This is a genomic window from Ornithinibacter sp., assembly GCF_035443565.1.
Lineage (GTDB): Bacteria > Actinomycetota > Actinomycetes > Actinomycetales > Dermatophilaceae > Fodinibacter.
The window spans coordinates 1-13,562 of record NZ_DAORSO010000065.1; the positions used below are offsets into that span (position 1 = coordinate 1).

11 protein-coding genes are annotated in these 13,562 nt (G+C 70.6%); all 11 read right to left on the bottom strand.

What is annotated here, in order from left to right; all coding sequences use genetic code 11:
• Positions 1-235: 235 nt before the first annotated feature.
• A complete protein-coding gene (locus PLL68_RS08510; protein WP_324533339.1) occupies positions 236-3,532 on the bottom strand; it encodes a S8 family serine peptidase in 3,297 nt (1,098 codons plus the stop codon).
• A 154-nt stretch (positions 3,533-3,686) separates the two neighbouring features.
• The gene (locus PLL68_RS08515; RefSeq protein WP_324533340.1) at positions 3,687-4,796 is read right to left on the bottom strand and encodes an MBL fold metallo-hydrolase; all 1,110 of its coding nucleotides are present in this window, start codon (positions 4,794-4,796) and stop codon (positions 3,687-3,689) included.
• Between the two features lie 10 nt (positions 4,797-4,806).
• Entirely contained in the window at positions 4,807-5,550 is a 744-nt protein-coding gene (locus PLL68_RS08520; protein ID WP_324533341.1) for a gamma-glutamyl-gamma-aminobutyrate hydrolase family protein, read from the bottom strand.
• A 13-nt stretch (positions 5,551-5,563) separates the two neighbouring features.
• Positions 5,564-6,331, bottom strand: coding sequence for a 3-oxoacyl-ACP reductase (locus tag PLL68_RS08525; protein ID WP_324533342.1), 768 nt, complete (start codon positions 6,329-6,331; stop codon positions 5,564-5,566).
• 9 nt (positions 6,332-6,340) lie between these two features.
• Positions 6,341-7,750 (bottom strand): aldehyde dehydrogenase family protein, encoded by a 1,410-nt coding sequence (locus PLL68_RS08530; protein WP_324533343.1) that lies wholly within the window; start codon positions 7,748-7,750, stop codon positions 6,341-6,343.
• A 10-nt stretch (positions 7,751-7,760) separates the two neighbouring features.
• Complete coding sequence (locus PLL68_RS08535) at positions 7,761-9,143, bottom strand: glutamine synthetase family protein (RefSeq protein ID WP_324533344.1); 1,383 nt, start codon at positions 9,141-9,143, stop codon at positions 7,761-7,763.
• 17 nt (positions 9,144-9,160) lie between these two features.
• Complete coding sequence (locus PLL68_RS08540; protein WP_324533345.1) at positions 9,161-9,907, bottom strand: FadR/GntR family transcriptional regulator; 747 nt, start codon at positions 9,905-9,907, stop codon at positions 9,161-9,163.
• 58 nt (positions 9,908-9,965) lie between these two features.
• A complete protein-coding gene (locus PLL68_RS08545) occupies positions 9,966-10,805 on the bottom strand; it encodes an HAD family hydrolase (protein ID WP_324533346.1) in 840 nt (279 codons plus the stop codon).
• Positions 10,802-11,896 carry a branched-chain amino acid aminotransferase gene (locus PLL68_RS08550; RefSeq protein WP_324533347.1) on the bottom strand — a complete coding sequence of 365 codons (1,095 nt, stop codon included), beginning with the start codon at positions 11,894-11,896 and terminating at the stop codon, positions 10,802-10,804. The genes PLL68_RS08545 and PLL68_RS08550 overlap by 4 nt, the downstream gene beginning before the upstream one ends.
• A 68-nt stretch (positions 11,897-11,964) precedes the next feature.
• The gene (locus PLL68_RS08555) at positions 11,965-13,026 is read right to left on the bottom strand and encodes a 3-isopropylmalate dehydrogenase (RefSeq protein WP_324533348.1); all 1,062 of its coding nucleotides are present in this window, start codon (positions 13,024-13,026) and stop codon (positions 11,965-11,967) included.
• 162 nt (positions 13,027-13,188) lie between these two features.
• Positions 13,189-13,284, bottom strand: a complete 96-nt coding sequence (locus PLL68_RS08560; RefSeq protein WP_159900285.1) for a 3-isopropylmalate dehydrogenase — start codon at positions 13,282-13,284, stop codon at positions 13,189-13,191.
• Positions 13,285-13,562 lie beyond the last annotated feature (278 nt).

The window sequence follows — 13,562 nt, forward strand, 5'->3', positions numbered from 1 at the left end:
GCGACGCTCCCGACAAGCAAAAGACCCCCCGGGTGCGGGAGGTCTGCGCGACGAGGAGTGCTCGTCGCGCTAGCCGATAATGAGCGTGGCGGTGGCCACAGGAAGCATCACGTGACCACTGTAGCACGACAACGCCCACCCGGTATACGGGGCGTCCACATGCTGGCGGCGGCGGACGCACGGACAGGGGAAGGCGGCGACCCTGTGAGGGTCGCCGCCTTCTCCGGTGGGGAGATCAGGGGGCGGAGACGAGCACCGACCCTGTTCCGAGAACCGCGCCAGCCGGCGTGACGACGGTCATCTCGCCGAACAGCTGACGTCCGGCGGCCGCCGGGGCAGCAGCCGTCAACGTGCCGGTGACCGTGGCCGACTGCCCACCGCTGAGGGTGATGGCGGTGCCGGGCACCGCCAGCGTCCCGAGCGCCGAGGAGAAGAACACGTCGAGGTAGTCGTACTCGGTGTTCCCGGCGGGCACGGAGTAGCCGTCGACGACCACCGTGTACGTCCCGGGCGCCGGGCTGGCGATCGAGACCGACTCCTCGGAGTCACCGTCGGCGTCCTGACCGACCAGCTCGCCGGCTGCGTTGTAGACCGTCAGGTCGAGGTCCGCGGACAGGTCCGAGGGGTTGCCGATGGTCACGTCGAGTCGCTGCGCGCCTGCCGGGACCGCGACCTCGAACTCCTGGGCTGCCGCGTCGGCGATGGTCGGGCGCTGGCTGAGCGCCGACCCGAGGTTGCCGCCCTGGGGCGTGACCGTCACCGGACCGAAGTCGTTGCGCACCGTCCAGGTGACCGGGGTGGCCACACCGATGGGTGCTGCGACGGTCTGGATCGCCGGGTCGACCGTGACGCCCTGGGCCGAGGCCGTGAGGCGGTACGGGTTGTCGAGGAACGGCGAGGTGCGCCGTGACTCCACGATGAGCTCCCAGACACCCGGGATCGGGTTGCTGTACGCACGCGAGTTCGCGTCGCACGACGAGCCCGGGAAGTTCGTGTAGCACTGCGTCGTCGCGGTGCTGTCGACCGGGACGCCGTATGGGTTGAAGGCGATCCAGCGGACCTGGCTGTTCGTGGCGATGCCACCGAGGTTTACCTGGAGGGCCTTGGTGCCCTCGGGGACGGTGATGAAGTGCCGCTTGACGAGGTTGCGCTCGACCTCACCGGTCTTGCTCAGCGAGTAGGCCGGTGCCTTGAGGTCCTCGGCCGCCACGACGGCGAGCATCACCCGATGGTCGACGACGCCGGTGCGCGGGTCGTCGACGACCAGGATCGCAGAGTGCAGACCCGCCGTGCGCGGCTTGGCCACGACGGTGATGGTCTGCGCGCGGTCCAGTCGCAGTGACGCCGTCGACGGCACGGTGAACGTCCCGTCGTTGCCGATGAGGCGAACCCGGTGGGCCACCGCTCCGGACGCGCCCGACGTGCGGGTGACCTTGACCTGGTAGGTCTTGCTCTGCCCGACCTTGTGGCCGCCCTCACCCGCAGCGCAGCGGTTGTAGACGCCGGTGCCGCGGTCGGGGGTGGCCAGGAAGTCGGAGATCACGGTGCAGACGGGAGCGTCAGTCGTGAAGGTGCGCGTCGCCGGGCGGTTCTTCAGCACGCTCCACGTGGTCGGGACGTCGAGCTGACCGGTGCCCTGGGACACCGCCTCGACCCCCTTGACGAAGTCGGCCGTGGTGTACATCGACTCGCGCAGCTGAGCGGGCGTGATCGGCGTGCCCGTGGCGAAACCGGCCGAGAGCAGCAGGGCCGCTCCGCCCGCCGCCTGCGGCGAGGCCATCGACGTCCCGTTGAACATCGCGTAGCCGACCGGCAGGGTGTAGCCGGTCTCTGCGACGCCGGGCTGGACGAGCCACTGCGGCACCGTCGAGACGGCCGAGCCGGGAGCCATGATGTTGGGCTTGAAGCCGCCGTCCTCACGCGGCCCTCGCGAGGAGTAGTTGTGCAGGGTCAGCGGCGTGGAGACGACCGAGCCGTAGTTCGACAGCCAGGTCTGCTTGCTCACCGACGAGGCGACGCTGACCACGCTGGTGGCCACCGACGGGTCGCCGATGGTGTTGATGCCGGCGCCGCTGTTGCCCGCCGAGATGAACAGCTGCACGCCGTATTCGTCGATGAGGGCGTCGTAGAGGCGCGCTCGGGCGTTGTTGCCGTCGTTGAGGGCGGGCAGGCCGCCGATCGACATGTTGACGACGTCGACGCCACGGTTGGCCACGAGGTCGACCATCCCGTCGGTCAGGGCCGCCGCCGTGCAGCCGCCACCCCAGGTGCACGCCCGCGAGGAGACGACCTGGGCGCCGGGCGCCTGGCCGTCGACCGCGCCGCCGAACAGGCTGTTGCCCGCTGCGATGCCGGCCACGTGGCTGCCGTGGGCGTCCTCGACGATGCCGATGTTGACGTAGTCGGCCGTGGGCGGCAGCGCCGGGTTGTTGAAGGGCGCGAGGTCGACGTCCTCGCGGAACTCGACGACGAACGGCATCCGCTCGACGATGTCGGTGGCCGGGTTGTCGGTGCCGAAATGGCGGACGTCGAAGTTCTCCTTGTAGGGGCGCATCTTCTCGCCGGCCTCGAAGGTGAAGTTCTGGTCGGCGTCGACCCAGATGTCGTTGGTCTTGGAGTCGTACAGGACGCCGAAGATGTCGGTGGTGTCACCGTCACGGTTGACGTCGCCACCGGGTTCGCTCGCCGCGGTGATGCTCTCACTGAAGGCGTTGACCTTGTACGTCCCGCTGCTCGGCAGGGTCCAGGTGCGCCCCGCGTAGACGGCGGAGGGGCCGGTGATCTCGGTCAGCATGCGCCGCCACGTGCCGTCGCCGTCGAAGATCGGGTCGGTCGCCGTCACCCAGTCGACGATCTTGCGCTCACCCGTCGTGGTGGTCTGCAGCGCCGGGTGGTCGAGGTCGACGCCGGAGTCGATGACACCGATCGTGACACCGCGGCCGTCCCAGGTCGGGTGGGCGGTGCGGAAGTCCACCGAGCCGATCTCGTTGGTCGGCATGTACGGGTTGACCTCGGGCGTCGACGGCCCCGGAGCGTCGACGGATGCCGTGGCCCCCGCGCGACCGGAGCTCTCGACCGTGGGGTCGGGCAGCGGGATCGACTCGTTGAGGTCGACGGCCAGGACCTTGGCCAGCCCGGCGACCTTCTCCACGGCCGAGGTCGGCACGGTCGCGCGCACGTACCCGATGCGGTCGTTGGTCATGCCGGTGAAGCCGCCGTTGGCCTTGACCGAAGCAGCAACCCCCTTCGTGGCGCCCTTCTCGGTCGCCAGCAGGATGGTCACTCGCTTCTCGCCCTTGCTGCGGGCCTTCTCGAGCAGCTGACGGTCGTGCTGGCCCAGCTTGTCCTTGCTGGCCTTCTTCTTCAGCGTGCCCTTGTCGGCGGTGGCCTTGGGGGCGGTGACCTTGACCCGGGGTTCGGGCTCTGCGGCACCTGCGGACGTGGCCGTGGTCGAGACCAGGCCTGTCGCGAGGGCAGCCGCGGCAAGGGCTGCGAGCGCTGTTCGCGCTGGTTGGGTGGAACGTCGTGACATTGGCGCATCCTGTCGGGAAGGGTGGTGAGTGAACCCCCGGATCGGTTGGTGCGCGCACAGTGCACCATGACGCCCTCTCCAACGGAGGATCTTTCCAGATTTCTGACTATTCCTTTACTTTTCGCGGTGTCGCTCCTGACGTTCGCGTCAAGCGTCAGGCGTCGAGCTGGGCCCACCACGGGTCTGCTGCCGGCGGTTCGGCCGGATCAATGCGTTGCCCCACCTTGGGCACCGTGACTTCGACCCCGGCCGTGTCCGCGGCGGCGAGCAGCCGTTCAACCGGCTCGGCCCAGGGATGCGGCGCGAGCACGAAGGTGCACCAGTGGATCGGCAGCACCAGCCCGCCGCCCATCGCCACGGCCGCCTCGACGGACTCCTCCGGGTCGAGGTGGATGTCGTGCCAGGCCGGGTCGTAGGCGCCGACGGCCATCAGCAACGCGTCGAACGGACCGTGCTCGGCGCCGATCCGGGGGTACCCGTCGAAGTACCCCGTGTCGCCCGAGAAGAACACCCGACCGCCGGCCCCGGAGAGCACCCACGACGCCCAGAGCGTGCCGTCGCGCCGCAGACCGCGACCGGAGAAGTGCTGGGCCTCGACGGCGGTGATCCGCATTCCCGCCACGTCGTGACCGTCCTCCCAGTCGCACTCGACGATGCGATGGGCGGACACCCCCCACGTCTCGAGGTGGGCACCGACGCCGAGCGGAACGACGAAGACGGCACTGGTCAGCTGGCAGAGCTGACGGATGGTGTCCATGTCGAGGTGGTCGTAGTGGTCGTGCGAGATGACGACGGCATCAACCCGGCCCAGACCGGTCAGCGGCACCGGCGCCGCGTGCAGCCGCTTGGGCCCGACGTGCTGGCTCGGGCTGCAACGGTCGCTCCAGACCGGATCGAGCAGGATCCGAGCACCGTCGAGCTCGACCAGGCACGACGCGTGCCCGAACCAGGTGATGTGCAGACCGTCTGGGCGCGGCTCGTGCGAAGCACTGACGACCGGGATCGGCCGGGCCGGTTTGCGGGTCTCAGCGCTGTCCCGGAAGCGGCGCAGCACGTCCCGCTGCCCTGAGGGCATCGAGGAGGTCCCCCGGCTGGTGTTGTGGAACGCCCCCGCGCGGTAGGCCGCCGAGCGCTTCATCCGCTCGAGGCGGGCACCAGCCGGGCGCCCGCCCATGGCGGCGTTCACCCCTCGTCCGGCGGCGGCGAGGGCACCGAGGGCACTGGCTGCACCCGCGGCGATGGCAAGTCTGTTGAGCCTGGTCACCGGGTGATTGTCACCCGCGGTCGCCGCCCTGTCTCGCAGACGCGACGAGCTCGTCGAACAGTCGCGGGTCCGCGCCCGCCTCGGGGTGCCACTGCACGGCCACCCGGAACAGCGATGCCGGGTCCTCCATCGCCTCGAGCGTGCCGTCGTCGTGCCAGGCGGCGGCCCGGTAGCCGGTGCCCTCGAGTGAGGAGGGCCGCACGGCCTGGTGGTGGTAGGTCGGCACGTCGAGCGGCCCGTCCCCGAGGATGCCGGCCAGCCGGGTTCCGCTGACGGGTGTCACGAGGTGGTGGGCGTAGACCCCCGGCGCGGGACAGTGCTCGTCGTTTCCGACGACGTCGGGCAGGTGCTGCTCGAGGGCCGCACCGCCGGCCACGGCCATGACCTGCATCCCGCGACAGATGCCGAGCACCGGCATCCGAGCGACCTTCGACACCCGGGCGAGCGCGAGCTCCCAGGCGTCACGATCGGGCCGCGGGTCCTGCGAGGTGATCTGCGGTGGGGCGCCGTAGCGCGCCGCCTCGACGTCCGCTCCCCCTGCGATGACGAGGCCGTCGAGGCGAGCGAGCACCGCTGCCGCGAGGTCGTCGTCAGCGTCCGGTCGCGGTGGCAGGACCACCACGAGCGCCCCTGCGCGCTCGAGGTGGTCCACGTACCCGTGCGGCAGCACCGCACTGCGCTGGGCCACCCAGGGGGCCCGGTCGACGTCCTCGACGTAGCACGAGACGCCGATCACCGGCCGGTCGACACCCATCACCAGTTCGTCATCACAGCGGCGTGACGTAGGCGCCCGAGATGCCGCCGTCGACGAGGAAGGTCGACGCTGTCATGAAGCTCGACTCGTCGGAGGCGAGGAAGAGCACGGCGTTGGCCATCTCCTCGGGCTCGCCGAAGCGGCCCATGGGCACGTGGACGAGGCGGCGCGCGGCCCGCTCGGCGTCCTTGGCGAACAGCTCCTTGAGCAGCGGGGTGTTGACCGGGCCGGGGCACAGCGCGTTGACCCGGATGCCCTCGCGGGCGAACTGCACCCCGAGCTCGCGGGTCATCGACAGCACCCCACCCTTGGACGCCGAGTACGAGATCTGCGAGGTCGCCGCGCCCATCACGGCCACGAAGCTCGCCGTGTTGATGATCGAGCCGGACTTCTGCTCGAGCATGTACGGCAGCACCGCCTTGCAGCACAGGTACACCGACGTGAGGTTGACGAGCTGGACCTTGTCCCAGGCGTCGAGCTCGGTGTCGAGGATCGAGTCGTCCTCGGGCGGGCTGATGCCGGCGTTGTTGAAGGCGATGTCGATGCGCCCGTAGGTGTCGTGAGCCACTTTGAACAGGTTGTCGACGTCGGCCTTGTCGGCGACGTTGGTGTGCACGTACGTGCCACCGACCTCGGCTGCGTACTGCTCCCCCAGCTCGTCGTTGAGGTCGGCGATGACGACCTTTGCGCCCTCCTGCGCGAACCGTCGAACGGTCGCGAGGCCGATGCCGGAGCACCCTCCGGTCACGACGGCGACCTTGCCAGCAAGCCGATCTCCCATGGTGCTCTCCTATGCCTCGGTGTTGATGAAGACGTTCTTGACCTCGGTGAACGCGTCGAGCGCGTCGGGGCCGAGCTCGCGGCCGATGCCGCTGGCCTTGAAGCCGCCGAAGGGCGTCGAGTAGCGCACCGAGCTGTGGCTGTTGACCGACAGGTTGCCGGCCTCGACGCCGCGGGCCACCCGGATCGCCCGACCGACGTCGCGGGTCCAGATCGACCCGGACAGTCCGTATGCCGTGTCGTTGGCCTTGGCGATCGCGTCGGCCTCGTCGTCGAACGCCATGACGGACACGACCGGCCCGAAGACCTCCTCGCGCCACACCCGGTCCTGCGTGCTGCGGGGCAGCACGACCGTGGGCGGGTACCACCAGCCGGCGCCCTCGGGCGCCGCGCCACGGAACGCGACGTCGACCGGCGCGTCACCGGCATCCGCAGCGCCCTCGACGAAGCCGCGAACGGTCTCGCGCTGACCCGCGGAGATCAGCGGGCCCATGTGCGTGGCCTCGTCGCCGGGGTCGCCGACGACGACCTGGCTCATGGCCTGCTCGAAGCGCTCCATGAACGCGTCGAAGACCGAGCGCTGCACGAGGATCCGCGTGCGCGCACAGCAGTCCTGGCCGGCGTTGTCGAGGAAGCTCATCGGGGCGCTGGCCGCCGCGGCGTCGAGGTCGGCATCGGCGAAGACGATGTTGGCCGACTTGCCGCCGAGCTCGAGGGTGACCCGCTTGAGCTGGTCGGCGGCCTTGCGCATGATGCCCTGACCGACCGGGGTGGAGCCGGTGAAGCAGACCTTGCGCACGTCGGGGTGGGTGACGAACCGCTCCCCGACGACCGAGCCCTTACCGGGCAGCACGGTGAACACGCCCTCGGGGATGCCGGCGTCCAGCGCGAGCTCACCGAGCCGGATCGCCGTCAGGGGGGTGAGCTCGGCCGGTTTGAGCACGACGGTGTTGCCGGCCGCGAGCGCCGGGGCCAGGCCCCAGCCCGCGATCGGCATCGGGAAGTTCCACGGCACGATGACCGAGACGACCCCGAGCGGCTCCTTGAAGGTCACGTCGAGCCCACCGGCGACGGGGATCTGCCGGCCGAAGAGGCGCTCGGGTGCCGCGGAGTAGTAGCGCAGCACGTTGACCACGTTGCCGACCTCCCACCGGGCGTTGCCGATGGTGTGGCCGGAGTTCGCCACCTCGAGGGCGGCGAGGTCGTCGGTGGCGGCCTCGACGGCGTCGGCGAACCGGCGCAGCAGCTGGGCACGGTCGGCGGGGCTGACGGCGCGCCAGGCCGGTCCGACCTCGACGGCCCGCGCGACGGCCGCGTCGGTCTCCTCGACGCCGACGAGGTCGATCGTGGTGACGACCTGCTCGGTGGCGGGGTTGATGACGTCGTGCCGCACGGCATCCGTTGTCACAGTGGTGGTCATGGTGTGGGGGTCACAGCCTCTCGAAGCCGCGGACGCGTTCCCAGTCGGTCACCGCGGAGTTGAAGGCCGCGAGTTCGACGTCCGCGGCGTTGACGTAGTGGTCGACGACCTCGTCGCCGAAGGCCTCGCGGGCGATGGCGCTGCCCGCGAGCAGGTCACGTGCCTGCGCCAGGGTCGAGGGCACGTGCTCGTAGTCGCCGACGTAGGCGTTGCCGACGCACGCCGGCTCCAGGGCCAGTCCCTCGCGGATGCCGTGCAGCCCACCCGCGAGCATCGCCGCCACCGCGAGGTAGGGGTTGACGTCGCCTCCGGGGACGCGGTTCTCCACGCGCAGCCCGGCACCGTGGCCGACGACGCGCAGGCTGCACGTTCGGTTGTCGGTCCCCCACGCCACGGCGGTCGGGGCGAAGGACCCGGCGGCGAAGCGCTTGTAGGAGTTGATGTTCGGTGCGTAGAAGTAGGAGAACTCGCGCATCGTCGCGAGCACCCCGGCGAGGAAGCTGTCGAACAGCTCGCTGCGGCCGCCGTCACGGTCGTCGTCGGCGAAGACGATGTCCCCGTCGGTGCCGCGCAGTGACAGGTGGATGTGGCACGAGTTGCCCTCACGCTCGTCGTACTTGGCCATGAAGGTCAGCGCCTGACCGTGGCGGGCGGCGATCTCCTTGGCCCCGGTCTTGTAGATCGTGTGGTTGTCGCACGTGCGCAGCACCTCGTCATAGAGGAAACCGATCTCGTGCTGGCCGAAGTTGCACTCCCCCTTGGCCGACTCCACGGTCATGCCGGCCCGGTACATCTCGTTGCGGATCTCGCGCAGCACCGGCTCGACCTTGCTGCCGCCGAGGATGGAGTAGTCGACGTTGTAGCGGTTGGCGCCCGTCAGGCCGTGGTAGCGACGATCCCACGCGGCGTCGTAGCTGTCCTCGAAGAGGATGAACTCGAGCTCGGTGCCGGCGAAGGCGCCGTACCCGGCATCGGCGGCCCGGGCGATCTGCTGCTTGAGGATGGTGCGCGGGGACTGGGCGACCTCGCCGGTGCCGTCGAGCCACGTGAGGTCGCTCTGGATGGTGGCCGAGTTCGGGTGGCCCGGGGTGCGGCGCAGGGTGTCGAGGTCCATCGCGAAGAACATGTCGCCGTAACCACGCTCCCACGACGACATCCTGTAACCGTCGACGGTGTTCATGTCGACGTCGACGGCGAGCAGGTAGTTGCAGCCCTCGGTGCCGTGGTCGAGCACGTGGTCGAGGAAGAAGTGCCCGTGCAGGCGCTTGCCCTGAAGGCGTCCCTGCATGTCGGTGAAGGCGACGATGACCGTGTCGACGTCCCCGGCGAGGATGTCGGCTCGCAACTGGTCGATCGTGAGCCTGGGCGGGCCTGATGAGTGTGGTGACGACATGCTTACCCCTTCTGGCGCTATCCGATGAGTCCACGCAGGAGCGCCGACGTCGCGTCGCAGTGCTCCTCCATGGTCGTGCGGGCAGTGTCGGGGTCACCCGTGAGGATGGCCGCGACGATCGTGTCGTGCTGGTCGTGCGAGTGCTCGATGTTGGTGCGCAGCACCGGGATCGCCCCCAGCAGCTCACCCAGGGCCGCCTGGGCCCGGGTCACCGCCTCGACGACCATCGGTGATCCGGTGACGGTGGCGATCGCCAGGTGCAGGCGCGAGTCGGCGATCCGGTGCGCCGCCGGGTCGGCCTGTCGCACCGCCCGGCACGACTCCAGCAACCAGGCGCGCTGGTCACCGGACAGGGTGCGCGTGGCGGCGAGGCGGGCCGCGCCGGGTTCGACGACGCGCCGGAAGTCCAGGGCGTCCTCGAGCGCGGCACCGCGTCGGATGCCGTTCACCGCGGACGGTTCGCCGGCCCGCCCGGGTGCGTGGCCGGCATCCGTGACGATCGTGCCGCCACCGCGTCCGCGGCGGGTCTCGACGAGACCTGCGTCGCGCAGCGCGGCGATCGCCTCGCGCAAGGTGTTGCGCGAGATCGCGAGCCGTTCGGCGAGGTCACGCTCGGGTGGGAGCTGTTCGCCGACGACGAAGACACCGAGCCGGATCGCGGTGGCGAGCTGCTCGACGGTGGTCTCGAAGACGTTTCCGACGGCGGGGCGCAGCACGGCATCCGGCAGCCGCATCAGCGGCGGCGACGGCTGCTCCGGGGTCACGGGAGCGAGGATAGCGGCGCAATGGTCCTTGTGTGAACCTTTGACCGCGACTCGGCGGTCAGCGACGGCTGCGACCCCCCGCGAGGGCGTGGCCGAGCACCGTGGCCACGCCGTCGCGGTCGTTGTCCGGGCAGGTGTGGGTCGTCGCGGCCAGGACGTCCGGGTGTCCGCTCTCGACCGCGAAGGAGGTCCCCGCCCACCGCAGCATCGGCAGGTCGTTGGGCATGTCCCCGAAGGCCCAGACCTCGGCCGCGTCGATGCCGCGGGCCGAACACCACCGGGCCAGCCCGGCTGCCTTGGTCGTGCCCGGCGCCGAGATCTCGGCCAGGTTGGCGACCCCCGAGTAGGCGACGTGGCCGCGTGCACCGACGACGGTCTCGACCGCGGCGATGAAGTCCGGGCCTCCCGCGCCGTCCGGTGCCACGACGAGCAGCTTGCCCGTGGGGTCCTCGTCGAGGTCGGGGACGTCGGCGAGCGCCTCGACGACGGTGACCGCGTCGTCGTCGCCCGGGTGCGGGGAGAGGAAGCTCGCCTCGACCGCCATGCCGGTGCGCCGTTCCAGGGCCAGCCCGGCCAGGGGGAAGGCTGCCCGCAGGTCGGCGACGAGCGGCAGGAGGTCGGCTCCCGCGAAGCAGCCGGTGGACGTCACCTCGCCACGGGCGAGGTCGACGACGAACGCGCCGTTGCCGGCGATGACGACCCCGTGCGACCCGACCGCATCGGCCAGGGGGTCGACCCACCGGGGCGGCCTGGCCGTGACGAACAGCACCGACGTGCCCGCCCGCTCGACGTCCGCCAGGACCTGCCTCGTGCGTGAGGAGATGCTGCCGTCACTGCGCAGCAGCGTTCCGTCCAGGTCGGTGGCGACGACCCGGGGCAGGACGCTCGGCCAGGTCACGCGAGGCGGGTCATCCAGCCGTGGGTGTCCTCGGCGCGGCCGTACTGGATGTCCAGCAGCGCCGTGCGGATGGCCTTGGTGACCTCACCGCCACCCTCGCCGGCGGTCGACGGGGCCGAGCCACCCTCCCAGCGCAGCTCGCCGACGGGGGTGATGACGGCGGCCGTCCCGCACGCGAACACCTCGCTGATCTCGCCGCTGGCGACGCCGTCCTTCCACTCCTGGATGGGGATGCGGCGTTCCTGGGGCGTCAGGCCCAGCGACGTCGCGAGCTCGAGGATGGAGCTGCGGGTGATGCCCTCGAGGATCGACCCGGTGAGCTCGGGGGTCACGAGGTGGTTGTCGCGGGTGACGAAGAACAGGTTCATCCCCCCGAGCTCCTCGATGTAGGTCTGGGTCGAGGAGTCGAGGAAGACCGCCTGGTCACAGCCGTTCTCGATGCCCTCGAGCTGCCCGGCCAGTGACGAGGCGTAGTTGCCACCCGCCTTCGCGGCTCCGGTGCCCCCTGCGCCCGCGCGGGCGTAGTGCTGCGAGATCCACAACGTCACCGGCTTCAGACCACCGGGGAAGTACGCACCCGCCGGGGAGGCGATCAGGCAGTACGTGGCCTCGTCGGCGGGACGCACCCCGAGGAAGGGCTCGCTCGCGAAGGTGAAGGGCCGCAGGTACAGGCTCGTCTCCCCCGTGCCGGCCGGCGGCACCCAGGGCTCGTCGACGGCGATCAGGGCCCGCAGGGACTCGACGAAGTCCTCGGTCGGCAGCTCGGGCAGGGCGATGCGGCGGGCGCTGCGCTGCATCCGCTCGGCGTTGGCCTCGGGGCGGAAGGACCACACCGAGCCGTCAGCGTGTCGGTAGGCCTTCAGGCCCTCGAAGATCTCCTGCGCGTAGTGCAGCACGGCCGCACTCGGCATGAGCTGGATCGGGCCGTAGGGCTCGACGCGACCCTCGCCCCAGCCGCCGTCCTTGGTCCACACCGCGCGCACCATGTGGTCGGTGAAGTGGACCCCGAACCCCGGGTTGGCGTGGATCTGCGCACGTCGCTCGGCACTCGCCGGGGAGGGGTTGCGGTGCAGGTCGAAGGTCAAGCTCATGGGACTCGTGGTCCTTTCCTCGGGGAGCGACGGTGCTACCCGCGAAGGTTACTCGTGCCCGGACCTCGTCACAGTCGGGCGGCGATGGCGTCACCGACGACGTGCGTCGGGCGAGGTGCGGTGCCGCGCTCGGCGAGGTCAGCGGCCACGGCTGCCTCGACGCGCTCGGCCTCGGCCGTGCGCCCGAGGTGAGCCAGCAGCATCCCCACCGACATGATCGTCGCGGTCGGGTCGGCCTTGGCCTGCCCTGCGATGTCGGGCGCCGAGCCGTGGACCGGCTCGAACATGCTCGGGTAGCGGCCCTCGGGGTTGATGTTGCCGCTGGCTGCGAGCCCGATGCCGCCCGCGATGGCCGCGGCGATGTCGGTGATGATGTCGCCGAAGAGGTTGTCGGTGACGATGACGTCGAAGCGGCCGGGGTCGGTCGCCAGGAAGATCGTCGCGGCATCCACGTGCTGGTACGCCGTCTCGACCTCGGGGAACTCCGCGCCCACCTCGTCGACCGTGCGACGCCAGAGATGACCGGCGTGGGTGAGCACGTTGTGCTTGTGCACCAGGGTGAGGTGCTTGCGGGGGCGGGCCTGGGCGCGGGCGAAGGCGTCACGCACGACGCGCTCGACCCCGAAGCGGGTGTTGACGCTGACCTCGGTGGCGATCTCGTTCGCGGTGCCCGTGCGCAGCGACCCGCCGTTGCCGACGTACGGGCCCTCGGTGCCCTCGCGCACCACGACGAAGTCGATGCCGTTCGGGGCCACCCGCTCGACGGCCAGCGGGCTCTCGACGCCCGGGTAGAGACGAGCGGGGCGCAGGTTGACGTAGTGCTCCAGGGCGAAGCGCAGCGGGAGCAGCACCCCGCGCTCGAGGACGCCGCTCGGCACGGTGGGGTCGCCGATCGCCCCGAGCAGGATCGCGTCGTGGCCCTTCAGCTCCTCGAGCACCGAGTCGGGCAGGGTCTCACCGGTGGCGTGCCAGCGTCGGGCACCGAGGTCGTACTCGGTGGTCGAGACCTTCGGGCCGTCCGCACCGACGACGGCATCGAGGGCCTTCAGGCCCTCAGCGACCACCTCGGGGCCGATGCCGTCTCCGCCGATGACGGCGATGTCAAGGGTCTGGGTGTCACGCTCGCTCATGCCGCCAGCCTAAGGATCGATACCGGCATGCGGACGGTCGTCCCAGAGCGTGGAAAGGCCCGCGACGGGAACGGCGCGCCCGCCGACCGGCGGGTCCCCACGGACCCGGGCACGACAAAGGCCCCGGACCGGACGGTCGGGGGCCTTGGCGTGGTGAGCGACTCAGTCGTCGCTGTGACCCTGGTCGCGCAGGTCCATGGACTCCTGGAGCGCCTGGCGCGCCAGCGTGGCCTCGTCGAGGGTGCTGTTCTCATTCATCGGTGTCGGGCCCTTTCTCGGCGCGGCGGACAGGTTCGTCCCTTCGAGAGTAGGGAGATGCCGGCAGGGCGGCTCCGCCCTCTCACCATCCGGACGTTGCAGCGACGAGACCCTGATCACACTGAGGCTCAGGCTGACGCTTTCCGCTGCCCAAAGACCTGCATACACGTGATTCCGAAGGTTGCATGACGGCATCCGCACCCTGCCTCCACGGCATCCCTGCGCGACTCCCCCAGCTCCGTACCCTCCCCGAACGCAGAAGTTCGGATGGCACGCAG

What these genes read in the sequence shown, in the direction of transcription:
- PLL68_RS08560 (WP_159900285.1), bottom strand. Translation starts at nt 13,284, where the DNA reads ATGAATGAGAACAGCACCCTCGACGAGGCCACGCTGGCGCGCCAGGCG.
- PLL68_RS08550 (WP_324533347.1), bottom strand. Translation starts at nt 11,896, where the DNA reads ATGAGCTTGACCTTCGACCTGCACCGCAACCCCTCCCCGGCGAGTGCC.
- PLL68_RS08510 (WP_324533339.1), bottom strand. Translation starts at nt 3,532, where the DNA reads ATGTCACGACGTTCCACCCAACCAGCGCGAACAGCGCTCGCAGCCCTT.
- PLL68_RS08525 (WP_324533342.1), bottom strand. Translation starts at nt 6,331, where the DNA reads ATGGGAGATCGGCTTGCTGGCAAGGTCGCCGTCGTGACCGGAGGGTGC.
- PLL68_RS08520 (WP_324533341.1), bottom strand. Translation starts at nt 5,550, where the DNA reads ATGGGTGTCGACCGGCCGGTGATCGGCGTCTCGTGCTACGTCGAGGAC.
- PLL68_RS08530 (WP_324533343.1), bottom strand. Translation starts at nt 7,750, where the DNA reads ATGACCACCACTGTGACAACGGATGCCGTGCGGCACGACGTCATCAAC.
- PLL68_RS08535 (WP_324533344.1), bottom strand. Translation starts at nt 9,143, where the DNA reads ATGTCGTCACCACACTCATCAGGCCCGCCCAGGCTCACGATCGACCAG.
- PLL68_RS08555 (WP_324533348.1), bottom strand. Translation starts at nt 13,026, where the DNA reads ATGAGCGAGCGTGACACCCAGACCCTTGACATCGCCGTCATCGGCGGA.